This window comes from Pseudomonas zeae, from assembly GCF_014268485.2.
Lineage (GTDB): Bacteria > Pseudomonadota > Gammaproteobacteria > Pseudomonadales > Pseudomonadaceae > Aquipseudomonas > Aquipseudomonas neuropathica.
Genome location: NZ_CP077090.1, coordinates 4,470,267 through 4,494,896 on the forward strand (window position 1 = coordinate 4,470,267; position 24,630 = coordinate 4,494,896).

Here is a 24,630-nt window from a genome sequence, read left to right on the forward strand (position 1 = left end):
TGCACAAATCCCCTGTGGGAGCGAGCCTGCTCGCGAAGATGCCCGCTCAGGCGATGAAGATCAAACAGCCAAAAGCCGCTCGCGCAGTTTGGCAATCTCATCCCGCATCTGCGCCGCCGCTTCAAATTCCAGATCCCGCGCCAGCTGATACATCTTCTCTTCCAGCGCACGAATGCGCTTGGTGATCTCGCTCGGCGAACGCAGTTCGGCTTCGTACTTGGCGTTCTCTTCGGCAGCCTTGGCCATGCCTTTGCGCTTCTTGCTGCGCGAACCCGGCACGGTGGCGCCTTCCATGATGTCGGCGACGTCCTTGATCACCCCGCGCGGGGTGATGCCGTTTTCCAGGTTGAACGCTATCTGCTTGTCGCGACGACGTTCGGTTTCGCCAATCGCCCGCTCCATAGAACCAGTCATCCGATCGGCGTAAAGAATCGCCCGACCATTGAGGTTACGTGCGGCGCGACCAATGGTCTGAATCAGCGAACGCTCGGAACGCAGGAAGCCTTCCTTGTCGGCGTCGAGGATCGCCACCAGCGACACTTCCGGCATGTCCAGACCTTCACGCAGCAAGTTGATCCCGACCAGCACATCAAAGGTCCCGAGGCGCAGGTCGCGGATGATTTCCACGCGCTCAACAGTGTCGATGTCCGAGTGCAGATAACGCACGCGCACACCGTGATCGGCGAGGTAATCGGTAAGGTCTTCGGCCATGCGTTTGGTAAGCGTCGTGACCAGCACCCGCTCCTCGACCGCCACGCGTTTGCTGATTTCCGAGAGCAGATCGTCGACCTGAGTCAGCGCCGGACGCACTTCAACCTGCGGGTCGACCAGGCCAGTCGGCCGCACCACTTGCTCAACCACACGCCCGGCGTGCTCGGCTTCGTAGTTGCCCGGCGTCGCCGAGACGAAAATGGTCTGCGGGCTGACCCCTTCCCACTCGTCGAAACGCATCGGTCGGTTATCCAGCGCCGACGGCAAACGGAAGCCGTATTCAACGAGGGTTTCCTTACGCGAACGGTCGCCCTTATACATCGCGCCGACCTGCGGCACGCTGACGTGGGATTCGTCGATCACCAGCAAGGCATCGGCCGGCAGGTAATCGTAGAGCGTTGGCGGCGCGGCACCGGCCGGGCGACCGGACAGGTAGCGCGAGTAGTTCTCGATGCCGTTGCAATAACCCAACTCGAGGATCATCTCCAGGTCGAAACGGGTGCGCTGCTCAAGGCGCTGGGCTTCGACCAGTTTGTTGTTGCTGCGCAGGTATTCGAGGCGTTCCTGCAATTCGACCTTGATGTGTTCGATGGCGTCGAGCAGGGTTTCCCGTGGCGTTACATAGTGGCTCTTCGGGTAGAAGGTGAAGCGCGGCATCTTGCGGATGACTTCGCCGGTCAGCGGGTCGAACGCGGAAATGCTTTCGACCTCGTCATCGAACAGCTCAATGCGGATCGCTTCCAGGTCGGATTCCGCCGGGTAGATGTCGATCACGTCGCCGCGCACACGGAAAGTCGCACGGGCGAAATCCATGTCGTTGCGCGTGTATTGCAAGTCGGCCAGCCGCCGCAGCAGCGCACGCTGATCGAGCTTGTCGCCGCGATCGACGTGCAAGACCATCTTCAAATAGGTTTCCGGGCTACCCAGACCGTAGATGCACGACACCGTGGTGACGATGATCGCGTCTTTACGCTCCAGCAACGCTTTGGTTGCGGACAGGCGCATCTGCTCGATGTGGTCGTTGATCGACGCATCCTTCTCGATGAAGGTGTCGGACGACGGCACATAGGCTTCGGGCTGGTAGTAGTCGTAGTAGGAAACGAAATACTCGACGGCGTTGTTCGGGAAGAACGCCTTGAACTCACCGTACAGCTGCGCAGCAAGGGTCTTGTTCGGCGCCAGCACCAGGGTCGGGCGCTGAATCTGCGAGATGACATTGGCGATGCTGAAGGTCTTGCCCGAGCCGGTCACACCGAGCAGCGTCTGGTGTGCCAGCCCGGCTTCGATGCCCTCGACCAGTTGGCGAATGGCTTCCGGCTGATCGCCGGCAGGCTCAAAGCGGGTGACGAGCTGGAATTCGGACATATACACCTCTGGGATCGCGGCATTCCGAGCAAAGCGGAACACCACGGGGACGACCGCAAACGACCGGTGTCGCGCAAGAAAAAACCTGGATTGTGCTCAATGTGGTGGCGATTGCCTCACCTTTCAAGGCAAACGTCCTACATCCGGTAAAGACTCTGACACGTGCAGTCGACTAACGGTCAAGAAATAATCGGAAAAACTTACCCTAAAAGCCGAATCGCCTGTCGCCATTGGTCAGTAATGGCCTCTATACTAGCTCCCCGTTTGTGCACCGCTCTAGTGCATCCGGCTGGAGCGCGACACGTCCCTCCATTCTCCATTCAGAGCCGCCGCAATAATGAGCCTGTTCTCCGCTGTCGAAATGGCACCCCGCGATCCAATCCTGGGCCTCAACGAAGCATTCAACGCCGATACCCGGACCACCAAGGTCAACCTGGGCGTGGGTGTTTACTGCAACGAAGAGGGGCGAATTCCACTTCTGCGCGCCGTGATCGAAGCCGAAACCGTTCGCGCCGCTCAACACGCTTCGCGCGGCTACCTGCCGATCGATGGCATCGCCGCCTACGACCAGGCCGTGCAAAAGCTGCTGTTCGGCAACGACTCGCCGCTGATCAGCGCCGGTCGCGTCATCACCACTCAGGCCGTCGGCGGGACCGGCGCACTGAAGATCGGTGCCGACTTCCTCAAGCAACTGCTGCCGAACGCCGTTGTGGCGATCAGTGACCCAAGCTGGGAGAACCACCGTGCCCTTTTCGAAACCGCCGGTTTCCCGGTGCAGAACTACCGTTACTACGACGCAGCCAGCCACGATGTGAATCGTGCCGGCATGCTCGAAGACCTCAACGCCCTGCCGAACGGCTCGGTCGTTGTCCTGCACGCCTGCTGCCACAACCCGACCGGCGTCGACCTGACCCCGGCGGACTGGAACAACGTGCTGGAAGTGGTTAAAGCCAAAGGTCACGTGCCGTTCCTCGACATGGCCTATCAAGGTTTTGGCGACGGCATCGATGAAGACGCCGCGGCCGTGCGCCTGTTCGCTGAGTCCGGTCTGACTTTCTTCGTTTCGAGCTCGTTCTCCAAATCGTTCTCGCTGTACGGCGAGCGCGTTGGTGCGCTGTCGATCATCAGCGAATCGAAAGAAGAAAGCGCGCGCGTGCTGTCGCAGGTCAAGCGTGTGATCCGCACCAACTACTCCAACCCGCCGACCCACGGCGCAAGCATCGTTGCAGCTGTATTGAACAGCCCGGAACTGCGTGCACAATGGGAAGCCGAGCTGGCGGAAATGCGTCTGCGCATTCGCGGCATGCGCGAGCAGATGGTTGCCCTGCTGGCAGAGAAAGCCCCGGGCCGCGACTTCAGCTTCGTCGGCCGTCAGCGCGGCATGTTCTCCTACTCGGGCCTGACCACTGAACAAGTGCATCGCCTGCGTAACGAGTTCGGCATCTACGCCCTGGACACCGGCCGCATCTGCGTGGCTGCGCTGAACCAGAACAACATCAAGGCGGTAACGGATGCGATTGTTCAGGTCATCTGATTTCGCACTGTGATGAAAAACGGGAAGCCTTGGGGCTTCCCGTTTTTATTTGCCTGATGAACAGCGCCCATAACCTCTAGACTGCACACAAATCCAAAATGTAGGAGTGAGCCTGCTCGCGATAGCGTCGGATCAGTTGACGCTTCATTGCCTGACACACCGATATCGCGAGCAGGCTCACTCCTACAGGGTTTCTGTACATCCGAGAATTTTGTGAGATCAGATATGAAAAACGACAACCTGCGCGCCGACCGTGACGATCTGGATGATTTCATCCCCCGCGCATCGGCAAAACGCGAAAAGAGCCTGGTGCTGCAAGTCGCCGCCGGGGTGTTCCTGGGTGGCTTGGTCCTGTGGCTGGTGCAACTGGCCGCCACCGCGGCTTACGCCAAACTGATGATGGGCACCATCACCTTCGGCAGTTAAGCCAGTTCGATCGCACGCTGAGTCGCGGCGTCGTCATAAACGACGTACAGCGATTCGGCGATCTGACTCTTGATCGCCTTGGTGCTTTCAAGACCCAGGACGAAGCCTTCGGCCTTGCCACCGGCGCGGTTCAATTCCTCAGCGGTACTGGCCTGGGTGATTGCATCGAAGAGTTTTTCGGCGTGAGGGCCAACGCCCTTGGGCAGGCTGATTTGCGCGATGCTCATGCGAACACCTCGCTGTTGCGGGATAAATGGTTCATGACGCAGACCTTTTTCGGCGAATGGCCGGCAGCGCGTGTGACCACTTCCGGGCGCCCATGGTAGACCTCTGCTGCAGTTCTGGTAACCGCCAATCGCTGACAAGTCACCGTTCGTCCCGAGGATTCAGCTAATTTTACAACCGGCGCTTGACTTCTCTTTTTGAATCAGTAACATACGCACCAATTCCGCAATAGCTCAGTTGGTAGAGCAAATGACTGTTAATCATTGGGTCCCTGGTTCGAGTCCAGGTTGTGGAGCCAAATAGCAAAGCCCCTGAATCGAAAGATTCAGGGGCTTTTTTGTGGGCGCTCGAAAAGGTCAAAAGATCTTGAAATGAAAAAGGGCCGATCTGTGCTTACCAGATCGGCCCTTTTTTATTCAGTTACAGCGGTCAGACATGCTCGCTGCTTTTCACCTGCACCTTCGGTGCACCCTGCCCATGATCGTGATCATCAGGCTCAATGACCGGCACTTCCTTGCCATCGCAGTCATGCAGCTTGCCGTCGCTGAAGTAATCGCCTTCACGCAGCGCCGCCAGGTCTCGATAGCGCAGGGTCCGCTCTTCCGCCGCCGCAAATACCGATTGCTGATCCGAGTTACCGGCGGTGAAGTGATTGAAGGCCAGGTTGAGCAGGATCGCCATAATCGCCGACGAGCTGATGCCCGAATGGAAAATGGTCGCGAACCAGCTTGGGAAGTGATCGTAGAAGTTCGGTGCGGCAATCGGGATCATGCCGAAACCGATCGAAGTGGCGACGATGATCAGGTTGACGTTGTTGCGGTAATCAACCTTCGACAGCGTACGGATACCGCTCGCCGCCACCGTGCCGAACAGCACGATACCGGCGCCGCCGAGTACCGACGTCGGCACTGCTGCGATAACCCGGCCCATGAACGGCAGCAGACCAAGGATCACCAGGAAGATACCGCCAGTAGCGACCACGTAACGGCTCTTGATCCCGGTAACCGCCACCAGCCCGACGTTCTGGGCGAAGGCGCTCTGGGTGAACGAACCGAAAATCGGCGCAAACATGCTCGACAGCATGTCTGCCCGCAGGCCATTGCCCAAGCGTTTGGAATCGACCTTGGTGCCGATGATTTCACCGACCGCCAGAATGTCCGCCGAAGTTTCCACCAGGGTCACCATGACCACGATGCACATCGACAGAATTGCGGCGAAGTGGAAGGTCGGCATGCCGAAATGGAACGGCGTCGGGAAGCCAAACATCGGCCCCGTGGTGACACTGGAGAAATCCGCCATGCCAAGGAACACCGCCAGCACCGTGCCGATCACCATGGCCAACAGGATCGACAGACGCGAGATGGTCGAGCTGCCGACCTTGCTCAGCAGCAACACCAGCACCAGCGTCACCGCCGCGAGACCGATGTTCTGCATGCTGCCGAAGTCCGGCGCGTGGCTGTTGCCGCCCATCGCCCAGCGCGCGGCCACCGGCATCAGCGTCAGGCCGATGGTGGTGATCACGATGCCGGTGACCAGCGGCGGGAAGAACTTGGTGATGCGCGAGAACACCGGTGTGATCAACAAGCCTATCAAGGAGGCCGCAATCACTGCGCCAAGCACCGACTGGAAGCCGCCCTCCCCGCCACTGCTGACGATCGCGACCATGGTCGCCACACCGGAGAACGACACGCCCTGCACCAGCGGCAACTGACAACCAAAAAACGGTAGACCCAGGGTTTGCAGCAGCGTCGCCAGCCCCCCCGCAAACAATGAAGCAGCAATCAGCAAACCAATGTCCGCCGGCGACAGGCCGGCCGCCTGGCCGATGATCAGTGGCACCGCAACGATACCGCCGTACATGGTCAGAACATGTTGCAGGCCGTAAGCCATATTCGCGCCGACCCCGAGATTTTCGTCCTCGGGCCGTTGGTGTGAAACATGGGGCGTTTTCATGGTGGGGGTTCCCTGGTTTTTGTTATGCGCAACACTGTATTCAATACTCGTGACAAATGTCCATAGAGTTGTATACAACTTATCAGTCACATAATGGATAGGTAGCCACCCAAGCTTCTAGCCCGCTGCTCCCATCCCCCACAAATCCGGCAACACTTCCTCTCCAGTGCCCTCGCCTGCCGCCACTACGCTGAAGTGTTCACGGCGACCGACGGTGCGGTCGCGCTCTTTTTTATACATATAAAGTATGCATAATGAAGTCAATTGAAATTCAGTACGACAAAAGCAAGAACGCAGCCAACAAACTCAAGCACAAGGGCGTCAGCCTCGCCGAGACCGAACCGGTCTTTCACGACGAACGAGCACTGACGATCGAGGACAACGACCATGACGAACAGCGCTGGATCACTATTGGCGCCAACGGCAAAGGGCGCTTGTTGGTCGTTGCTTACAGTTACCGGGATGCAAATGTCGTTCGAATCATTTCTGCGCGTGTCGCCACACCCAGCGAACGTAGCGCTTATTTTCTGGAGGCTTGATCGATGCAAGACGAATATGACTTTTCTCAGGGCAAACGCGGTGCGTTGGCTTCAAACAAGGGCAAAACCCGCATCACCATCATGCTGGATGACGCCGTCATCGAAGCGGCGCGAACGGTCGCGGAAAACGAAGGGTTCGGTTATCAGACGGTGATCAATAACACCCTGCGTCATGCCCTGCTCGATGCCGTTGCCAAACCGGAGCCAGTCGAATCGAGCGGGCAATTCAAGAAGGGCATCACCGCCGCCGATCTCAAGAGCCTGGAGAAAAAGCTGTCGGCAGCGGTTGGGGAAATCCGTCGAGTGCTGGAGCCCGACGTCAAACCCTAGGCGGAGACCGGCGTGATTATCCGCGCCAAAGACTGCCGCACGTGAGGTACATCAGCCAGGTGCAGATCAAACTCGCGCGCCAGCAATTCAATCAACTCACCGACGTCCGCCACCTCGCGCCGCTCACTGCTGACGCCCATGCGATGCATCGCGAAACTGCCATTGTTCAGGGTCTTGCGCCAGCCATCCCCGGTGCGCGCCACCATCAGGCGCTGTGCAAACGGTGACTCAGGGTGAGTCGAGACATACCAGTTGCCAATGGTGTAATCGATGTCTTCCTGGCGTTGCAGATCGAACAGGTACATCGGCCGCCATTCACCCGCCACATTGGCACGTAGCATGTAGCCGTCGGCCTGTTTTTCAATGCGATAAGGTTCGTGAGGGGTCGCTTGCTCGGTCTCGGTATCGAGCAGCAGCGGCGCGGTCGGCACCATGCCGCCGAAGCCGACATCTGTGATGTAGCGCACGTCGTCGATGGTCACCAGACTCAAACGGTGTGTGCGCGCTGTCCAGCTGCCTTCGGGCTGATTCATTACCACGCGCCCGCTGATGGCCCGAGCGTCGAAGCCCAGTTCCAGCAACAGGGCAAAGAACAGGTTATTGAGCTCGTAGCAGTAACCACCGCGTCCACCGAGCAGGACTTTCTCTTCAATGGATGGCAGATCGATCAATACCGCCGCGCCGGTAATCGTCGCCAGATTCTCGAAAGGGAACACGCCGGTATGGCGCAGTTGCAGCAGGCGCAGGGTCGCCACTGTCGGTTCCGGTGGCGTTTCAAAACCCAGACGTTGCAGGTACAGCTTCAGATTCGTCAGGCGTGGCTCACTCATTGCTCGATCCTTATGCATGGTGCCGCAGGTCACTGCGTTGATGGTCGCCATGTATACGGGATCAGGCACTGTTTTCGACAATTGATTTCGCCAATCGCCCGCTAGCGTTTCTTGCGGGAACCGATGCGAATCCACGTCGGCGCATGGTCACTGGCGTGCGGTTCGTTGCGCACCCAGGCATCTACACCGGCGTCATGCAAATACGGACTCAGCGCCGGGTTGAGCAATAGATGATCGATGCGCAGACCGGAGTTGGTTTGCCAATGCTGCCGAAAGTAATCCCAAAACGTATAGAGCCGATCCTCGGGATACAGATGCCGCAGCGAATCGGTCCAGCCCTGATCGAGCAAGCGCTGATAACACTCGCGGCTTTCGGGTTGCAGCAGCGCATCCTTGAGCCACGAGCGGGTGTTGTAGATGTCCATGTCGGTTGGCACGACGTTGTAGTCGCCGGCCAGCACCACCGGGTGATCGCTGCTTTGCAGGTCTTTTGCATAGCTGATCAGCCGTTCGAACCACGCTAGTTTGTAATCGAATTTCGGCCCCGGTTGCGGGTTGCCGTTGGGCAGGTACAGGCAGCCGACCAGCACTCCATGCACTGCCGCTTCCAGATAACGACTGTGCTTATCTTCGGGATCACCCGGCAGACCGCGTCGGCTCTCCAGCGGCTGCGCATCGCGGGCGAGAATCGCTACACCGTTCCAGGAGGCCTGGCCCTGCCAGATCGCGCCGTAACCGGCGGCTTCCAGTTCGGCGGCGGGAAACGCCGTGTCGACGGATTTGAGTTCTTGCAGGCAGGCGATATCCGGCTGCTCGCGCTTGAGCCAATCCAGCAGGTTCGGCAAACGCGCGCGTAAACCGTTGACGTTGTAAGTGGCGATTCGCAGGTTTTTCATCGGCTGAGGCTCCTGCCCAAGGGCTGTAAAAATTGTGACCCCGTGATCATCGCGCCGGTTGCATCGGATCAGTCTCGTGCGGCGTAATGGGCGCTCGCCATTCGCCCGCACTGCCGAGACCGGAATCCCATGCAAACCACGCTGCAAGGTCAGCGCATCCTCTTGCGCCCGCTCCAGTATTCAGATGCCGACGCCCTGCTCCACGCTGCCGCTGACGGCGAATTGTGGAACCTCACCGTCACCGTGGTGCCTTCGCCCAGCACTGTCGACAGTTATCTGAAAAAAGCCCTCGATGGCCGTGATGCCGGCACGGTGATGCCGTTTGTCATTGTGCTCAAAGACACTGGCGAAGTGCTCGGCTCAACGCGCTTCTGGAAGATCGACCTGCTCAATCGCAAGCTGGAAATCGGCAGCAGCTGGATCGCCGCGAGCTGGCAGAAATCCTTCGTCAACACCGAAGCCAAATACCTGATGCTGCGCCACGCCTTCGACGCGCTCAACTGCGTGCGCGTGCAGTTCACCACCGACGAGAACAACCAGAAATCACGTAATGCGATCTTGCGCCTTGGCGCGCAGCAAGAAGGCATCGTCCGCCACGAGCGGATCATGCCAGATGGACGCAAGCGCAACTCGGTGCGCTTCAGCATCATCGATGACGAATGGCCACAGGTGCGTCTGCACCTGGAGCAGAAACTCGCTACTTGACCCTTCAGGCGCGATTACGCAGCCACTGCAAAAAGCCTCTTTTGGGTACAACCGCCGGCGCTTCCTCGGTCAGGGATTGCGCCTTGTGCAGGCGGAAATCGAGCAGCGTCTGCATCGCGTCGTGGATATCATGACGCGCATCGAGGCACGGTTTGAGGTACGACTTCTCGATGCGATACAACGCGCAAAAGGTCTTCGCCGAAAAGTCTGCCGGCAATGCGGAATCGGACAAGATCCCTGCCTCGCCAATCACCTCGCCCGGCCCCATGCGCCCGGACTCGAACGGTGTGCCGTGGCGCTTCAACGTCACCGACACCACACCGGACTCGATAATGAACAAATGATCGCTGACCTCCCCACCCGCCAGAATGACTTCGCCGGCACGGAAGGTTTGCAGGCTCATGTTCTGGCTGAAGGTGTCCTTCTCTTCCTGGCGCAGGGTGGAGAAAATCGGCGAGCTGTCGAGCAACGCCCGGGGCCGCGACAGGTTGGTCGGCGCAGCACTTTCATCGCTCGACAGCAGATTGACCCCGGAGGCCTGCAAGTGCCGATAGGCCAGATCGAACAACTGATTGCGCACCACGCGCTTCTCGCCCATCGAGGCGACGAAACCGCTGATCTCGTATTCCGCGCCACTGCTGCCGGAGCTTTTCAGTGCGACGCTCGGCGCAGGTGTGTCGAGCAACTGGCGACAGCCCTGCATCGCCCGCTCCAGCGCATCGATCACCGAACTGGGCCGCGCATGCGGGCTGACTTGCACGCTGACCGCGACGCCGAACATATTGCTCGGCCGACTGAAATTGATGATCTTGGCCTTGGCCGCCAGCGAATTGGGGATCACCGCCATGCTGCCCTGACTGGTTTGCAGGCGCGTGGCGCGCCAGTCGATATCGGTAACCCGGCCTTCAGTGCCGTCGATGGAAATCCAGTCATCGAGTTGATAAGGCTTGGTGGTGTTGAGGACGATTCCGGAAAACACATCGCTGAGCGTGCTCTGCAAGGCCAGACCGACGATGATCGCCAACGCCCCGGAGGTCGCCAGTACGCCTTTGACCGGCAGATCCAGCACATAGGCCAGCGCCGCAATGATCGCGATGAGGAAAATCACCGCGCCGAGCAAGTCCTGCAACAACCGCCCGGTGTGGCCGACCCGCTGCATCATCACCGCGCCGATCAACACCGTCAGGGTGCGCGCACCGAACAGCCACCAGCCAATCTGCAGGCCAGTCGCCGCCAGGTGCAGCGGCACGTTGTCGGCCCACGGCGCCGGCTCCATCGGATTGAGGCCTTCGTTGAACAGCAGCACGCTGAACAGGCTGAAAATCAGCACCCGCACCAGCAGTTTCCACTCGCTGCCATGGGAACTGATCAGACGCCATAAACCCAGATCGAGGAGGATCAGGATCAACGCGCAGAACAACGGATGTTCGGTGAGCAGAGACAGCATCAAACAACTCCGACGGGGCCAATCGCGAGAAGATCGCACAGATTGAGCAAGTGTAGGAGCAATTGATTTCAGAGGATGAACGCCCGCGCAAAAACACCACAAAACCCTTGTAGGAGTGAGCCTGCTCGCGATGGCGGGGTATCAGTCGAAATCTCGTTGACTGACCCACCGCTATCGCGAGCAGGCTCACTCCTACAGGTATTGCATATGCCCGGAGTTATTTACCGTTAGTCAGGGTGCTGTAGCTGGTCATCAGGTTGCGGTAATCCGGGATGTGATTGGAGAACAGCGTGCCCAGCCCTTCGATGTCGTTGCGCCAGTCGCGGTGCAGCTCGCAGGCCAGACCGAACCAGGTCATCAATTGCGCACCAGCGCTGGACATACGGTTCCACGCCGATTCACGGGTCAGTTCGTTGAACGTGCCGGAGGCGTCCGTCACCAAAAACACATCGAAGCCCTCTTCCAGCGCCGACAGCGCCGGGAACGCCACGCAAACCTCAGTCACCACACCGGCAATGATCAATTGCTTCTTGCCAGTGGCCTTGATCGCCTTGACGAAATCTTCGTTGTCCCAGGCGTTGATCTGGCCCGGACGGGCGTGTTCATGGGCGTTTCCTCTTTTCTATAGGCAACAGCCATCCCTGGCCTGCGAACCGGCCTACGCGTCCTGTGTCGAGCGCAGTGGTTGTGCGTTAAGCGTGCATCTGGCCGAAGCGGCCGGACTGGAAGTCGGCGAAGGCCTGGTGGATTTCCTGCTCGGTGTTCATCACGAACGGGCCGTGGCCGACGATCGGTTCGTCGATCGGCTCACCGCTGAGCAGCAACACCACCGCGTCCTGGCTGGCTTCGAGTGTCAGCTGATGGCCATCACGTTCGAACAGCGCCAACTGCCCTTCACGCACCGATTCCACACCGTTGACCTGCACCGAACCTTTCAGCACCACCAGCGCGGTGTTGCGGCCTTCGTGCGAATCCAGCGTCAGCAACTTGCCGGCGTTCAGGCGCAGATCCCACACATCAATCGGTGTGAAAGTCCGCGACGGGCCGGTGTGGCCATCGAATTCGCCGGCGATCAGCCGCAGGCGACCGGCGTTGTCCTTGAGCGCAATGCTCGGGATGTCGCTGTCGAGAATGGTCTGGTAGCCCGGCGCGGCCATTTTGTCCTTGGCCGGCAGGTTGACCCACAACTGAACCATTTCCAGTTTGCCGCCGGTTTTGGCGAAGTTTTCCGAATGAAATTCCTCGTGGAGGATTCCGGAAGCCGCAGTCATCCATTGCACATCGCCCGGGCCGATCACACCGCCACTACCGGTCGAGTCGCGGTGCTGCACTTCGCCTTCATAAACGATAGTCACGGTTTCGAAACCACGGTGCGGATGCTGACCAACGCCACGCCGTTCGATGGTCGGGGTGAAATCGGCCGGACCGGCGTGATCGAGCAGCAGGAACGGGCTGATGTGTTTGCCCAGGTTGTCGTAGGAAAACAGCGTGCGAACCGGGAAACCATCGCCGACCCAATGGCCGCGCGGGCTGGTGTAGATACCGATGATGTTTTTCATGGTTGTCTCCAATTTGGGTGAGTGATGCCATGGATTAAGCTTAAATCCGTATCCATTAATGCACTAGACTGCAAAAATCAGCCTTAGCGTTCTATATGGAGAACGATGGTGGAAGACCTCAACACCTCTACTACTTCACCCAAGTGGTCGAACATCATGGTTTCGCCGCCGCCGGGCGCGTACTGGACATGCCCAAATCGAAACTCAGCCGGCGTATTTCCGAACTGGAAGAACGCCTCGGCGTGCGCCTGCTGCACCGCACCAGCCGCCATTGTTCGTTGACCGAAATCGGTCAGGCCTATTACCAGCGCTGCCTGGCCATGCGCGTCGAAGCCGAAAGCGCGGCCGAGCTGATCGAACGCAACCGCTCCGAACCGCAGGGGCTGGTGCGCCTGAGTTGCCCGACAGCGCTGCTCAACTCGTGGGTCGGGCCGATGCTCACCCGTTACATGCTCAAATACCCGCTGGTGGAGTTGTTCATCGAGAGCACCAATCGCCGCGTCGATCTGCTGCACGAAGGCTTCGACATCGCCCTGCGCGTGCGTTTTCCGCCATTGGAGAACACCGACATGGTCATGAAGGTGCTGGGCAACAGCACGCAGTCAGTGGTCGGCAGCCCGCAGTTTGTCGAACGCCTGTCTTCACCGCCCTCACCTGCCGACCTCAATGGCTTGCCGAGCCTGCACTGGGGCGCGGCGCAGCGCGAATATCAATGGGAGCTGCTCGGGCCGAATGACAACACGGCACTGATTCGCCATACGCCACGCATGGTCACCGATGATTTGATCGCCTTGCGTCAGGCGGTGATTGCCGGCGTTGGCGTGGCGCATTTGCCGAGTGTAGTGGTGCGTGAGGACATTGCGGCCGGCCGTGTGGTGGAGTTGATTCCCGGTTGGGCGCCGAAGTGCGGGTTGGTGCATGCGATTTTCCCTTCGCGGCGCGGGTTATTGCCGTCGGTGCGCACGTTGATTGATTTTCTCGGCGAGGAATTTGCCCACAGTGACATTGCCTGAATCGGTGGTGCGCCCTCGCGAGCAGGCTCGCTCCCACAAGGATTTTGTGAACACCACAGATCTCCGGTGGGAGCGAGCCTGCTCGCGAAGAGGACAGCCCGGACAACACAAATCCTGAAAATGATTCATGACTTCCGGTCAACAGTGCTTTGTCCCACCAACGGTTTTTCTCAACGATGCAGACGCCGATACTGCTGACCATTCCCACTGCAACCCTGGAGTTTTTCATGTCTGTTCCCGCTTTCGGTCTGGGTACATTTCGCCTGCAAGGCCAGGTCGTCATTGATTCGGTGAGCACCGCTCTCGAACTCGGCTACCGGGCCATCGACACCGCGCAAATCTACGAAAACGAAGCCGACGTCGGCCATGCCATTGCGGCCAGCGGTGTCACCCGCGAAGAGCTGTTCATCACCAGCAAGATCTGGGTCGCCAACTTCGCCCAGGATCGCTTGATCGACAGCCTCAAGGAAAGCCTGCAAAAACTGCAGACCGACTACCTCGACCTGACGCTGATTCACTGGCCGTCGCCGGAAAACCAGGTACCGGTCGAAGAGTTCATGGGCGCCCTGCTCGAAGCCAAGCGTCTGGGCCTGACTCGACAGATCGGTGTTTCCAACTTCACCATCGACTTGATGAAGCAGGCGATAGCGGCGGTCGGTGCTGACAACATCGCTACTAATCAGATTGAACTGCACCCCTACCTGCAAAACCGCAAAGTGGTCGAGTTCGCCCAGAGCCAAGGCATTCACATCACCTCGTACATGACCCTCGCCTACGGCGAAGTGCTGCAAGATCCGCTGATCCGGCAGATCGCCCAGCGCCTGCAAGCCACCCCGGCGCAAGTCACCCTGGCCTGGGCCATGCAGTCTGGCTACGCGGTGATTCCGTCGTCGACCAAACGCGCCAACCTGCAAAGCAACCTTGCCGCTACGGCGCTGACACTGAGCGACGCCGATATGGCGCTGATTGCCACGCTTGATCGCAGCCATCGCCTGACCAGCCCGAAAGGCATCGCGCCGCACTGGGACTGAGCCGGCGCCCGTCAGATTTGCAAGCGTTGCGCGAGTCCGGCCATGGCCTCGCGTAACGTCTCGCTCGCCACGTCCAACGGCGCCGCGTGCGTCTCGCGACACGCCTGCTCAAGCGCTACACATGCCGCCACCACCCGCGCCGCGCCGACCATCTGCGCCCCACCCTTGATGTGATGCGCCAGCTCGCGCAGCCCTGCGCGATCCTGCTCCTGCTGCAAAATCTCCAGACGTTGCAGATCGAGGCGCACGCTGTTCAACACTTCCTTGCGCAACTGTTCGATCAAGGCACGATCATCCCCGGCCATTTGCTCCAGCGTGCTCAGGTCGATTTCCGTCAGCGCGGGCACCTCGCCGGGGTCCACCGTCTTCTCGCAATGACTGGCAGCCGTCAACGCCTGCGCCAGGTCGTGCAAGCGGATCGGTTTGAACAGGCATTCGTCCATGCCGGCATTCAGGCAGCGCGTCCTTTCCTCGGCTTGCGCATTGGCGGTAAAGCCGAGGATCAGACAAGGCTTGCGGCCGGCATCCGACTCGGCATCGCGGATGGCCCGCGCCAGTTGGTAACCGTTGCGCCGCGGCATGTTGCAATCGGTGATCACCACATCGAACGCCTGCGCCCGCCACTGCTTCAGGCCTTCATCACCGTTCTCGGTGTCGACGGTGCGATGGCCGAGTTCACTCAACTGCCAGCACAACAGCAATCGGTTCACCGGATGATCGTCCACCACCAGAACACTCAGTGACGACGTTACCGCAAGCGCTGCTTGCGGAGCACTTGGCGCGCGAGCCAGAGCAGCCAACAACGGCAGTTCAAGACTGACTTCGACGCGTGTGCCTTCACCCGGTGCACTGTCAAGCCGCAGCGTACCGCCCATCATTTCACAGAGGTTGCGACTGATGACCAACCCCAGCCCGGAACCACTGCGGGCTGATTGCGAGTCATGGCTCGCCTGCACGAAAGGGTTGAACAGCCGTCGTCGGTCGTCGGCGTTGATCCCCACCCCGCTGTCTTCAATAAGCACTTTCACGGTCAGGCGTTCCGCCGTCACGGTGGTCACCGTCAGCCGTAGACTGACCTCGCCCTCCTCGGTGAACTTGATCGCGTTGCTCAACAGGTTCGACAGCACTTGTTTGAAGCGCGTCGGATCAATCAACACGTCAATGTTGCTGCGGGCATCAAGTTCGATGTGCCACAACAAACGCTTCTGCCGCGCCAGCCCTTCAAACACCCGACACACCGACACCACCTGCTCACGCAGGTTGGCACGCTCAGGCACGAGGGACAAATGCCCGGTCTCGATCCGCGCGATGTCGAGGATGTCGCCGATCAACGCCAGCAACTGTTGCCCGGCGTTGGATGCCACCTGAATCGCCAAGCGATCGGTCACGCCTTCCTCGGCGCGCTTCAAGGCCAGTTCGAGCATGCCGATCAAGGCGTTCATTGGCGTGCGGATTTCATGGCTCATGGTCGCCAGAAACGTGGTCTTGGCGCGATTGGCATCGTCTGCCGCGTCCTTGGCTTCCTGCAATTGCTGCAACCATTGCTGGCGCCGGCGAATCTGTTGGCGCTGAAAAATGATCCAGGCCAGCGCAAGCGCCAGCAACACCGCCGCACCGGCAAAACCGAGGAGAATCTCGCGACGATGGCGTAACCAATAACTGTCTTCCACCACCACATCGTGGCTCCAGCGCTCCACCAGTTCGTCCATCTGTGGCGGGGCGATGCTCAACAGCGCCTTGTTCAGGATCGAATGCAATGCCGGCATCTGCGGTGCCGTCGCCAACGCAATGCGCGCCGGTTGATCGCCGATGGTGCCGGTAATGCGCAGACGCTCACGGTAGTGACGTGCGATCAGAAAGCGCGCCACCAGCAATGAACTCACCGTGGCATCGACCTGACCCTTGGCAATCAACGCCATGCCTTCAGCGGGGCTTTTGACTTCGACCAGACGGATGCGCGGCACGCGGCTCAACAGGTAAGCACGTAACGGATGGCCGCGATAAATCGCCAGCCGTTTATCGGCCAGATCATCGAGGTTGAGCGGTCCCTGCGCGGTGATTGCGCTGACCAGCACAAACGGATTATTCAGGTAGGCGCGGGTAAATTGCAGTTCGGCTTCGCGCTCGCTGCTCGGTGTCACCACCGGCAATACATCCAGTTCACCGGCCTTGAGCTGTTCGATCTGCCGATCCAGCGACGCCCCGCGTACGATCTCGAAGTTCAACCCGCTGCGCTGGCTGATCAGACTCAGCAGTTGCGCCGACAGTCCGCTGAAACGGCCATCGGCATCAAAAAATGTCAGCGGCGCGAAATCTTCGATGGCTCCGACCCGCACAACTAGATGCTGGTCCAGCCACTCCTGCTCATTCGCACTGAGCTGCACCCGCGACTGTTCAGCCATATCGGCGAGGCCGACGCTCCAGCGTAGCTCGATGCGCTGGCGCCGCTCCATGGGGATGGCCGTCAATGCCTTGTCGACGATGCGTTTGAGGCGCCCATCGCTGCGCAACAGCGCGAAGCCGAACGAATTGGCGTCCAGCCCGGCCGGACCGGCCAATTGCAGGTCATTACGATAATTGGTGTTGATCAGGTAGTTGGCACTGATGAAGTCGCCCAGATAAACATCGTCCGCGCCGAAGGCCACCGCACCGAGCGCATCCATCGCCGACGGGTAACGCTGCACACTTGCCCGGGGATAAAACGCCTGCACGCTGGCCAGAGCCAGATAGTCCTCGACCATGGCCAGGCGCTTGCCGGCCAGATCGGTGGGCAATTGTTCATCGAGTCGAGTCACCAGCATCGGCTGATCTTCGGCGTAGGCACGGGACAGGATGAAGGCCGGGTCGGCGGCTTCAAAACTGTTGGAGGTGCCCAGCAGATCGAGATCGCCGCGTTTGAGTGCCGCCATCACGGCATCGCGGTTGGCGAAACGGCGGACTTCGATGCGCACGCCGAGCAACTGCCCCAGCAGGTCGGCGTAATCGGCGGTCAGCCCTTCGAGTTCCTGTTGATTACGGGTGATCTCGAACGGCGGGTAATCCGGCCCGGAAATGCCCATGCGCAACACCGGGTGCTGACGCAGCCATTGCCGGTCCTGTTCATCCAGGCGCAGCTGGACATTTTCCAGTCCGGTACGGGTCAGCACTTGCAGCACCTGCGGCGTGTCGCTTGCCCAACAGGTGGCCATCAGCGTCAGCCACAGCCAGACAATCCGGCGCCCCTGCCTCATGTCTGTCCGCTCAGATCACATGATTGCGCTTGGCGAAATCGCGCAAGTGTACCGCTGAGTTCACCCCGAGTTTTTTCATCAGACGGGTCTTATAGGTGCTGACGGTTTTGTGACTCAGGTGCATGTCCTCAGCAATCGCTTTGTTGGACTTGCCCCGCCCCAGTTGCGCGAAAATGCTCAACTCACGGTCGGAGAGCTGCTCGATCATCTGTTTTTCCGTGATCTGTACGGCATTCAGCGTACTGAAAGGGTCCGGGAGCGCAGAGAAAAAGGTATGCCCCGACACCACCGCCCGGATGGCATTGCGCAACTGCTCCAGCTGATTGGTTTTGGTCACGTAGGCCATGGCCCCAGCGCGCACACAGCGTTCCTGATAGAACATCGGCTCGTGTGTACTGAACACCAGCACTCGGCAATGAAGATCATTGGCCTTGATCCGGGCCAGCACCTCCAGCCCGCCGAGCACTGGCAAATTCAGGTCGAGGATCACCAATTGAGGCTTGTGTTCACGAATAAGCGAGATCACCTCGTTGCCTTCGGACGCCTCGTATATCTGCTTGAATCCTTCGGATTGCAACACGATCCGGATGGCGGCACGCACCACCGGATGATCGTCGACGATCAGCGCTAACTTCATGGCCACTCCCGGTGCAAAGGCTGACGGGCAGGCCACCGATGGGGGCTGATCCAGACTCAGTGGCTGCACAGGGACTGTTGCATGGAACGGGGAGCAAAGCACCTGTCAGGTCTGACAGTTGCGGCCGGGGACTTTTTATGCATGCGCAACGTACTGCATCAGCGGGTGTGGCTTGTGAGCGACCGGTTTACCTGGCTTTGCGGGCACATCGACCAGCGCCATCAACTGACTGATCGACTGCTTTGAAGGCAACATCAAATGACTGATCTGCACATTCTCCTGAGCGAACCCCGAGGTCTGTTGCAACGGCGCCGTGCCTTCGTTGTAGATCAACGCCTGACGAATCTGCGGGTTATCAAGGAAAAACCCCAGCAGATCCAGCGAGCGCGCCGCCAGCTCGGCGTTGATGACCACCACATCGAACGGCTCACAACCGTAGTCCACCAGCGTCAACAGTTCAGTGAGGCTTTGCACCGGGGCCACGCGGTAGTAATCGAGGCTGTTGAACAGACGCTCGATTTTCATCCGGTGGAAATGCTGCGAGTCTGCAATCAGGATGCGCAGGGCTTTATTGATCATGTTCAATCTCCCGGTGTCACGGTTTCTGGGTGCGGCAAGACTACGCAAGCCACACGACAGGTTCTGTAGGACTTTTCCTAAAAGAAGGTTCACTCATCCGAGTCACGCCGATCACCGTGCTGCTGCAACCAAAGCAACAAATCAGCCCCCGACATCGGCCGCGCATACCAGTAGCCCTGCCCTTGGGAACACCCCAATGCCAACAGTTCACGACGCTGTGCATCGGTCTCGATTCCTTCGATCACCACGCTCATACCGAGGGTTTCTCCCAACGCCAGCGTGCTGCTGATCGCCGCCCGGCATCGCGGTTCGTGCTCAAGATTGCGGATGAATTCGGCGTCGAGCTTGATCTCGTTGAACGGCAACTGACACAAGCGCTGCAAAGATGAGAAGCCGGCGCCGAAGTCATCGATCGATAGACGACAGCCCATCATTCGCAGGCGGACGAGGCTTTCCAGGCTGGTGGCCGGCGCTTCTAGCAGACCGCTTTCGGTCAGTTCGAAAGTCAGGCCTGCACCGCAAGCACCGTGGTGCGCCAGAAGGTTTTTCAACGTGGTCGTGAGCTGCGCATTGGCCAACTGCACAGCGTGCAGATTGAACGCAACATTCAGGAAAACTCCCTGCGCACGGGCACTTCGTTGCACACCCAGCGCCTGATCGATCTGCGCAAACAATAGCTCGTCGAGTAATCCGCAACGCTCCAGCACTGGCATGAACAAAGCGGGCGAAAGGATGCCGTGGGTTGGATGGAGCCAGCGGCATAGCACCTCTACACCACAGACCTCACCGGTCTGCAGGTTGAATTTGGGCTGATACCAGGCCTGCAATTGCTGCTGCGCCAACGCCTGACGAACCGATGCCTCACTGGCCAGCGTCACGGCAGCGGCCGTGGGTTGCGCCAGAGCCGGCCTGTCGAGGGATTTGCTCAGCAGATTCGCCAGCACTTGCACATGCAAAGGCTTGCCTACATCGCCCAGCAGTTCCAGGCCAAGCAACGCCACCATCTGATGCACCGCACGACGCAGGTCTGCCGACAGCGAACTACTGATGATCACCGACTTGACCTGCCCCGAGGCCCCCACCCGCTGCAGAAACTCGAGCCCGTCCATCCCCTCCATCTGCAAATCGCACAGGGCGACATCGACCGTACCGACTTCCTGCAAGAGCGCCAGCGCCTGAGCTCCGTCACTGGCCTCGAAGATTTCGCGACAACCCAGCGTACGCAGCATGTTGACCGCCACCGAGCGCTGGAACGCATGGTCTTCCAACACCAACACACGCAGCGGCAGAGCAGGCACGGCGATTGAGTCGTCGATGCCGGGAGCACGGTGTGTCGTGGCCAATGGCGTATTCGACTCGCCAGCAGAGGTCTCAACGGTTGTGGGATTGTTCCTGAACATCGAGGTGCTCCAGCAAAGGGCCAAGGGTTTGCCGGTCCGGGGTACGGATCAGCATCAACTGTCGTCGGTGGTTGGCATAAATCGTCTGAGCCTGCGGCTGGCCGCGAACAGTGTCATGAATCACGCCGTGGCGAATCTGTGCATTGCTTGCAAAGAACCGCACCCAATCCACGCCAGTGGCGGCGATCAACCCCGCGTTGATGATCATCAGGTCAAAGTGCTGGAAGGGCTCGCTGGAGTAATGGGTCACGCCCAACAACTCACGAAACGAGTGCACCCGCGTCAGTTCGCGACAGCCCAGTTCTTTAAAGGTCTTGCCGATTCGGGCGTGCAACGCAGGCTCCTCGTCGGCAATCAGAATTCGCCAGCTTTTGTAGGACATTGGTTTCGACAGAGGTAGAAAAGGTCGCCGCTCGCGGCGTAAGAGGCGACACACTAGGCAAAACAGTCGTCAAAGCATGTAGGACGAGTCTGAAAAAATACCAAGAAATCTCCGACGCCCTTTGAAGAACAACGCCACGTCGGAAGGATCCGACGTGGCAACCGCCTCACCAAAGGTAGCGATATCCCAGGCTCACTCCGAATGGCTGTTCGATGCCATTGCCCTTGGCGTACTCGGCATCCAGCGAGATCTTGCTTTTCTCACTGACCTGCAATACGCCGCCGAAGCCGAGTTCGACGCGGTTGCCCGGCAGCTCGGCATCGAGTTTGTTGCCATTGACGCTGACCTTGCTGCTGCCGGCATGCTCGGTGATGTACGACGCTTTGACATACGGTTGGGCCTTCATGCCATTGCTTAGCTCCAGGCTGCGACCGAACAGCGAACCGACACGGCTTTGCAGTGAATCCAGATCATCGGACTTGACGCGCAGACCGTTGCTGGCGGTGTAACTGGCCCCTTGGGTGCGGGTCGCAGTGATTTCCAGTTGCGGCTCGACGAACCAGCCATCCTTCAGATTGATGCGTTTGCCAACCTCGATATCAGCACCGACACCATTAGTGCTGTAGGAACCTTTTACCGCTTGCCCCAGATTGTTCGGCGTTTTGATGTCCGTATCGAAACGGCTGTACTTCAAGACGCTGTCAACGTAGACGCCATTGTCATTGAGGTAAGTGGCGTAAATGCCGAACATGCGGCTGTCGATATCGCCCGACGCCCCTTCACCGAAATCCAGATCGGAACGCGCAGTACCGACCATGCCACCGACATAAATCTTGCCGCTGTCCACTGCGAAAGCCTTGTCGGCACCGATTTCCAGACCGCTGACGTCCTGGGAATAGGCGCGGCTGGAATGCTCGCTCACATCGAAACGCTTGCCGATGGCGCGGGTCCAGAGCCCCCCGTCATCCTCGCCCATGCGCAACTCGCCGAGGCGCTTGACCAGAGCGTTCATCTGCGCGTTCCACAGGCTGGCGCCGGCGGTGTGCGCGGCGATGGCGGCGTTGGCCCCTTTGGACAGGTTTTCCGGCGCCGGGTCGATCGGGCGCGGCGGTGGCGTCACAGGGCCCACCGGATCCACTGGATTGACCGGATCAACTGGCGTCACTGGCTCCACCGGATTGCCGGGGTCTACTGGCGTCTCTGGATCCACCGGCGTTACCGGATCAACCGGAATCGCTCCCCCGCTCGCCAGTACCCAGTCATCACCCTGTTGGCGCAAGGTATAGCGGAATGCACCCGCATCGACGTGGCCGCCATACAGGGCGAATTTCGCGCTGCCGCCGTTCGTATCGACCAACAGCAAGCGGCCATCGGAGGTCGTCGGTTCATTACCGCTATCGCCGACGATCAGCGTGTGATCACCACTGGCCATGCCGGCGCCTTGCACGATCAGCAAATCATCACGCTGATTGGCGATATCGGTATTCATCAAAATGCTGCCGCTACCGGAAAGAGCATTGACCGTAAGCGTCTTGAACGTACCGTCGCTGCCCGGCGCGAATGCCAGACGCCCGCCATTGAGGGTCAGCGAGTCCACCGTGTTCACGCCGTTCTCCATGACATTCACCGTGCCACCTGCGTCTGCCACAAGGCCATTGGCTTGGGCACCCGTGTAGAGATTGACCTGACCACCGTTGCTGACCGTACTGTTATTGGCCGTGCCAGTGGCGTACACGCTTTGGGTACCACCCTGCACGCGCGTGTCATTGGCCACCGCCCCGCCGACCAAGCCACGGCGCAGGGTTTGCTCACCGCCTGCGTTAATCACGCTGCCGTTAGCCACCGCCATGTTGATCAGGTTTTGCGTACCGCCAGCACCGACCTGACTATCGTTGGCAATCGCCATGATATCCAGCGTCTGTACGCTGCCCGCATTGATCAGCGTGCGGTTGGCCGTGGAACGAGTGACGGTCTGCTGACTGGCATTGAGCACGGTGTCATTGGCAATACCGCTGGTGCCCACCATCTGTGAGCCGCCGTTATTGACCACCGTGCCATGGCTGACGCCACTGAGAACGTTTTGTGTCGCACCATCTACTACGGTGTCGTAGGTCACACCGTTCTGAAATACGCTCTGCGTCCCACTACCGCTGACCGTGGTGCGATGGGCCGTGCCGTTGGTTCCGATCGATTGCACGCCGGTGGTAACGCTTTCGTCATAAATCACTGCCCCGCCATTGACTGAAGAGGTGTAGGCACTGGCGTGCAGTGGCAGCAAAAACGCAATGGCGACGGCCACGGCGACAGGGTTGCGCTGGAACAACGGGGAACGGGTTTTCATCAACAGAACCTCACGTGCGCCCTCTTGGGCAACGGCGTAAATAGAGTTGAGTCAGAACCTTTGAGGGAACCGGTTCGCACTCGGGGAACCGGCAATTTAGAGAATCGAAGGGACTTTCTGAGTAGGATTTTTCCTTGTCTTTGTAGGAAATTTCCCAAGAGCATTGATCGGTCTTGACCCATGCTCAGATGCAAGAAAGCGAGCCCGTTGCAGGCTCGCTTGATCGCTCATCAGCCGCGTGCACCGACCACGCTTGAACCGTAAGAGATGATGACCTCCACCCGACGGTTGAGCTGACGGGAGCGGGCATTGCCGTTATCGGCAATCGGAAATTGCTTGCCGTAGCCTTTGGTGATCAGCCGATCAGCGCCTATGCCCATTTGCTTGAGCGCGAAAGCCACGGCGTCCGCACGCTGCTCCGACAGACGCTGATTGAAATCGTCACCGCCGACATCGTCGGTAAACCCTTCGATACGCACCTTGCGTTCAGGGTTGGCCGCTAGATACTGCGCCAGTTGTTCGAAGTTGCGCTGGCTGCCGTACTTGAGATCGGCCTTGCCGGTGTCGAACAGCACATCGCCGAAGGTCACGACTTCTCCGCGCTGGGTTTTCTGCGCTTTCATCGCTTGCAGCGCCTTGAGCTGCTGAGTGCGTACGTCGAGTTGCACCTGAGTCCGCTCGGCGTCGATTTTCTTCAGACCCGCCTCGGCCTGGCGGCCGGCAATGGTCTGCTCGGCCAGGGCGATTTTCTGGCTGGCCAGATAGGCCAATTGATCGACTTGCGGTGCCTGGCGGTTCTTCTGCGACGCCTGGTCGGCCGCGTTCAACGCCGTAAAGGCAGACTTGGTTTCAATGGCTGCGAGGGTGTTGGCTTCCGGCTTGTTTTGCAGCGCCGCGAACTGTTCGCGGGCTTGCAGCAGTTGCGGGTTTTCAGGCGGCGTGGCGCAACCGGCCAGTGTCAGAGCGATCAGCGAAGCGATGGGCAACAGTTTGAAATTCGACATGAACAAGTCCTTATTGAGCGCTGGCTGGCGGATTGAAACCGGTGACCGGGTCTTGCAGCATTTCCTGCTTGAGCACCTGAATGCCATTGCGCGCGTCAGCCAGTTGTTTCTGCCATTTCACAGCGCGCGATTTACGTTCGGCGAGGTTGGCATCGGCTTCGATCTGTTCGGCCAACAACTTGGCTTGCGGGTAGTTTTTCTCACCGAGGGCGCGTTCCATCTGGAACATCTTGTCTTGCGCTGCCTTCATTTCCAAAGGTGCGTATTGGGTTGCTTCGGCCGACACCGCACGGTTGACCGCGTCCTTGGACAAGCTGATCTGTTGCTCTGGCAGCGGCGCGCTGGCGCAGGCACTCAACGCCGCAGCAACGGCCAGTCCACAGACGGCCAATCGTGCACGGGAAGACATACGTGGAAGGGTCATCAACAGCTCCAAATGTTAACCAGTGAAGTGAGCTCGGCTGTATGCCGAGACCACCGCACGTTAGCGACA

21 protein-coding genes, 1 tRNA gene and 2 pseudogenes are annotated in these 24,630 nt (G+C 59.3%); 8 read left to right on the forward strand and 16 right to left on the reverse strand.

Going from position 1 to position 24,630, the window contains the following annotated elements:
- Nucleotides 1–60 precede the first annotated feature (60 nt).
- The gene (gene uvrB / locus HU754_RS19645) at nt 61–2,076 is read right to left on the reverse strand and encodes an excinuclease ABC subunit UvrB (protein WP_007913411.1); all 2,016 of its coding nucleotides are present in this window, start codon (nt 2,074–2,076) and stop codon (nt 61–63) included.
- 337 nt (nt 2,077–2,413) lie between these two features.
- Between uvrB and HU754_RS19650 the strand changes: the two genes are divergently transcribed.
- Nucleotides 2,414–3,610: an amino acid aminotransferase gene (locus tag HU754_RS19650; protein WP_186624663.1), complete on the forward strand. Its 1,197-nt coding sequence runs from the start codon at nt 2,414–2,416 to the stop codon at nt 3,608–3,610.
- Between the two features lie 225 nt (nt 3,611–3,835).
- Entirely contained in the window at nt 3,836–4,036 is a 201-nt protein-coding gene (locus tag HU754_RS19655) for a hypothetical protein (protein ID WP_095047664.1), read from the forward strand.
- Here the strand turns inward: HU754_RS19655 and HU754_RS19660 are convergent.
- A complete protein-coding gene (locus HU754_RS19660; RefSeq protein WP_186624664.1) occupies nt 4,033–4,263 on the reverse strand; it encodes a hypothetical protein in 231 nt (76 codons plus the stop codon). The genes HU754_RS19655 and HU754_RS19660 overlap by 4 nt on opposite strands.
- A 220-nt stretch (nt 4,264–4,483) precedes the next feature.
- Here HU754_RS19660 and HU754_RS19665 point away from each other — a divergent pair.
- Nucleotides 4,484–4,559 (forward strand) — tRNA-Asn (locus HU754_RS19665).
- A 131-nt stretch (nt 4,560–4,690) separates the two neighbouring features.
- Here the strand turns inward: HU754_RS19665 and HU754_RS19670 are convergent.
- Nucleotides 4,691–6,214 (reverse strand): nucleobase:cation symporter-2 family protein, encoded by a 1,524-nt coding sequence (locus HU754_RS19670; protein WP_034152785.1) that lies wholly within the window; start codon nt 6,212–6,214, stop codon nt 4,691–4,693.
- 254 nt (nt 6,215–6,468) lie between these two features.
- Between HU754_RS19670 and HU754_RS19675 the strand changes: the two genes are divergently transcribed.
- Both HU754_RS19675 and HU754_RS19680 read left to right on the forward strand, forming a co-directional pair.
- Nucleotides 6,469–6,753: a BrnT family toxin gene (locus HU754_RS19675; protein WP_093432038.1), complete on the forward strand. Its 285-nt coding sequence runs from the start codon at nt 6,469–6,471 to the stop codon at nt 6,751–6,753.
- A gap of 3 nt (nt 6,754–6,756) precedes the next feature.
- The gene (locus tag HU754_RS19680) at nt 6,757–7,083 is read left to right on the forward strand and encodes a BrnA antitoxin family protein (RefSeq protein WP_186624665.1); all 327 of its coding nucleotides are present in this window, start codon (nt 6,757–6,759) and stop codon (nt 7,081–7,083) included.
- Here HU754_RS19680 and HU754_RS19685 read toward each other — a convergent pair.
- Together HU754_RS19685 and xth are read right to left on the reverse strand one after the other, a co-directional pair.
- Complete coding sequence (locus tag HU754_RS19685; RefSeq protein WP_099758518.1) at nt 7,080–7,913, reverse strand: arylamine N-acetyltransferase family protein; 834 nt, start codon at nt 7,911–7,913, stop codon at nt 7,080–7,082. The two genes, HU754_RS19680 and HU754_RS19685, sit on opposite strands and share 4 nt — an antisense overlap.
- Nucleotides 7,914–8,014: 101 nt before the next feature.
- Entirely contained in the window at nt 8,015–8,809 is a 795-nt protein-coding gene (xth, locus tag HU754_RS19690; protein WP_186624666.1) for an exodeoxyribonuclease III, read from the reverse strand.
- Nucleotides 8,810–8,938: 129 nt separating this feature from the next.
- Here xth and HU754_RS19695 point away from each other — a divergent pair, with 129 nt between their 5' ends.
- Nucleotides 8,939–9,514, forward strand: a complete 576-nt coding sequence (locus tag HU754_RS19695) for a GNAT family N-acetyltransferase (protein ID WP_186624667.1) — start codon at nt 8,939–8,941, stop codon at nt 9,512–9,514.
- 4 nt (nt 9,515–9,518) lie between these two features.
- Here HU754_RS19695 and HU754_RS19700 read toward each other — a convergent pair whose 3' ends face one another.
- From HU754_RS19700 to HU754_RS19710, 3 genes and pseudogenes are all read right to left on the reverse strand, one after another.
- Nucleotides 9,519–10,961 carry a mechanosensitive ion channel family protein gene (locus HU754_RS19700; RefSeq protein ID WP_093432023.1) on the reverse strand — a complete coding sequence of 481 codons (1,443 nt, stop codon included), beginning with the start codon at nt 10,959–10,961 and terminating at the stop codon, nt 9,519–9,521.
- Nucleotides 10,962–11,178: 217 nt separating this feature from the next.
- Nucleotides 11,179–11,559: pseudogene (locus HU754_RS19705) on the reverse strand (isochorismatase family protein); the annotation flags it as partial.
- Nucleotides 11,560–11,653: 94 nt separating this feature from the next.
- Nucleotides 11,654–12,520: a pirin family protein gene (locus HU754_RS19710; RefSeq protein ID WP_186624668.1), complete on the reverse strand. Its 867-nt coding sequence runs from the start codon at nt 12,518–12,520 to the stop codon at nt 11,654–11,656.
- Between the two features lie 105 nt (nt 12,521–12,625).
- Here HU754_RS19710 and HU754_RS19715 point away from each other — a divergent pair.
- Nucleotides 12,626–13,533: pseudogene (locus HU754_RS19715) on the forward strand (LysR substrate-binding domain-containing protein).
- 227 nt (nt 13,534–13,760) lie between these two features.
- Nucleotides 13,761–14,564, forward strand: coding sequence for a 2,5-didehydrogluconate reductase DkgB (gene dkgB, locus HU754_RS19720; RefSeq protein ID WP_186624670.1), 804 nt, complete (start codon nt 13,761–13,763; stop codon nt 14,562–14,564).
- A gap of 11 nt (nt 14,565–14,575) precedes the next feature.
- Here the strand turns inward: dkgB and HU754_RS19725 are convergent, their stop codons facing one another.
- The 8 genes from HU754_RS19725 to HU754_RS19760 all read right to left on the reverse strand — a co-directional run bounded on the left by HU754_RS19725 (nt 14,576) and on the right by HU754_RS19760 (nt 24,561).
- Nucleotides 14,576–17,794 (reverse strand): transporter substrate-binding domain-containing protein, encoded by a 3,219-nt coding sequence (locus HU754_RS19725; protein ID WP_186624671.1) that lies wholly within the window; start codon nt 17,792–17,794, stop codon nt 14,576–14,578.
- A 10-nt stretch (nt 17,795–17,804) separates the two neighbouring features.
- The gene (locus tag HU754_RS19730) at nt 17,805–18,431 is read right to left on the reverse strand and encodes a response regulator transcription factor (protein WP_186624672.1); all 627 of its coding nucleotides are present in this window, start codon (nt 18,429–18,431) and stop codon (nt 17,805–17,807) included.
- 135 nt (nt 18,432–18,566) lie between these two features.
- Entirely contained in the window at nt 18,567–19,010 is a 444-nt protein-coding gene (locus tag HU754_RS19735; RefSeq protein ID WP_093432006.1) for a chemotaxis protein CheY, read from the reverse strand.
- Between the two features lie 89 nt (nt 19,011–19,099).
- Nucleotides 19,100–20,410 (reverse strand): EAL domain-containing response regulator, encoded by a 1,311-nt coding sequence (locus HU754_RS19740; protein WP_189661578.1) that lies wholly within the window; start codon nt 20,408–20,410, stop codon nt 19,100–19,102.
- The gene (locus tag HU754_RS19745) at nt 20,382–20,792 is read right to left on the reverse strand and encodes a hypothetical protein (RefSeq protein ID WP_093432000.1); all 411 of its coding nucleotides are present in this window, start codon (nt 20,790–20,792) and stop codon (nt 20,382–20,384) included. The genes HU754_RS19740 and HU754_RS19745 overlap by 29 nt, the downstream gene beginning before the upstream one ends.
- Nucleotides 20,793–20,958: 166 nt before the next feature.
- Entirely contained in the window at nt 20,959–23,133 is a 2,175-nt protein-coding gene (locus HU754_RS19750; RefSeq protein ID WP_186624673.1) for an autotransporter outer membrane beta-barrel domain-containing protein, read from the reverse strand.
- A 230-nt stretch (nt 23,134–23,363) separates the two neighbouring features.
- Nucleotides 23,364–24,137, reverse strand: coding sequence for an OmpA family protein (locus tag HU754_RS19755; RefSeq protein WP_186624674.1), 774 nt, complete (start codon nt 24,135–24,137; stop codon nt 23,364–23,366).
- 10 nt (nt 24,138–24,147) lie between these two features.
- The gene (locus tag HU754_RS19760; protein WP_225919925.1) at nt 24,148–24,561 is read right to left on the reverse strand and encodes a DUF4398 domain-containing protein; all 414 of its coding nucleotides are present in this window, start codon (nt 24,559–24,561) and stop codon (nt 24,148–24,150) included.
- Between the last annotated feature and the right edge of the window lie 69 nt (nt 24,562–24,630).

Coding starts and splice junctions, on each gene's coding strand:
- uvrB (WP_007913411.1), bottom strand. CDS start 2,076: ATGTCCGAATTCCAGCTCGTCACCCGCTTTGAGCCTGCCGGCGATCAG.
- HU754_RS19650 (WP_186624663.1), top strand. CDS start 2,414: ATGAGCCTGTTCTCCGCTGTCGAAATGGCACCCCGCGATCCAATCCTG.
- HU754_RS19655 (WP_095047664.1), top strand. CDS start 3,836: ATGAAAAACGACAACCTGCGCGCCGACCGTGACGATCTGGATGATTTC.
- HU754_RS19660 (WP_186624664.1), bottom strand. CDS start 4,263: ATGAGCATCGCGCAAATCAGCCTGCCCAAGGGCGTTGGCCCTCACGCC.
- HU754_RS19670 (WP_034152785.1), bottom strand. CDS start 6,214: ATGAAAACGCCCCATGTTTCACACCAACGGCCCGAGGACGAAAATCTC.
- HU754_RS19675 (WP_093432038.1), top strand. CDS start 6,469: ATGAAGTCAATTGAAATTCAGTACGACAAAAGCAAGAACGCAGCCAAC.
- HU754_RS19680 (WP_186624665.1), top strand. CDS start 6,757: ATGCAAGACGAATATGACTTTTCTCAGGGCAAACGCGGTGCGTTGGCT.
- HU754_RS19685 (WP_099758518.1), bottom strand. CDS start 7,913: ATGAGTGAGCCACGCCTGACGAATCTGAAGCTGTACCTGCAACGTCTG.
- xth (WP_186624666.1), bottom strand. CDS start 8,809: ATGAAAAACCTGCGAATCGCCACTTACAACGTCAACGGTTTACGCGCG.
- HU754_RS19695 (WP_186624667.1), top strand. CDS start 8,939: ATGCAAACCACGCTGCAAGGTCAGCGCATCCTCTTGCGCCCGCTCCAG.
- HU754_RS19700 (WP_093432023.1), bottom strand. CDS start 10,961: ATGCTGTCTCTGCTCACCGAACATCCGTTGTTCTGCGCGTTGATCCTG.
- HU754_RS19710 (WP_186624668.1), bottom strand. CDS start 12,520: ATGAAAAACATCATCGGTATCTACACCAGCCCGCGCGGCCATTGGGTC.
- dkgB (WP_186624670.1), top strand. CDS start 13,761: ATGTCTGTTCCCGCTTTCGGTCTGGGTACATTTCGCCTGCAAGGCCAG.
- HU754_RS19725 (WP_186624671.1), bottom strand. CDS start 17,794: ATGAGGCAGGGGCGCCGGATTGTCTGGCTGTGGCTGACGCTGATGGCC.
- HU754_RS19730 (WP_186624672.1), bottom strand. CDS start 18,431: ATGAAGTTAGCGCTGATCGTCGACGATCATCCGGTGGTGCGTGCCGCC.
- HU754_RS19735 (WP_093432006.1), bottom strand. CDS start 19,010: ATGATCAATAAAGCCCTGCGCATCCTGATTGCAGACTCGCAGCATTTC.
- HU754_RS19740 (WP_189661578.1), bottom strand. CDS start 20,410: ATGTTCAGGAACAATCCCACAACCGTTGAGACCTCTGCTGGCGAGTCG.
- HU754_RS19745 (WP_093432000.1), bottom strand. CDS start 20,792: ATGTCCTACAAAAGCTGGCGAATTCTGATTGCCGACGAGGAGCCTGCG.
- HU754_RS19750 (WP_186624673.1), bottom strand. CDS start 23,133: ATGAAAACCCGTTCCCCGTTGTTCCAGCGCAACCCTGTCGCCGTGGCC.
- HU754_RS19755 (WP_186624674.1), bottom strand. CDS start 24,137: ATGTCGAATTTCAAACTGTTGCCCATCGCTTCGCTGATCGCTCTGACA.
- HU754_RS19760 (WP_225919925.1), bottom strand. CDS start 24,561: ATGACCCTTCCACGTATGTCTTCCCGTGCACGATTGGCCGTCTGTGGA.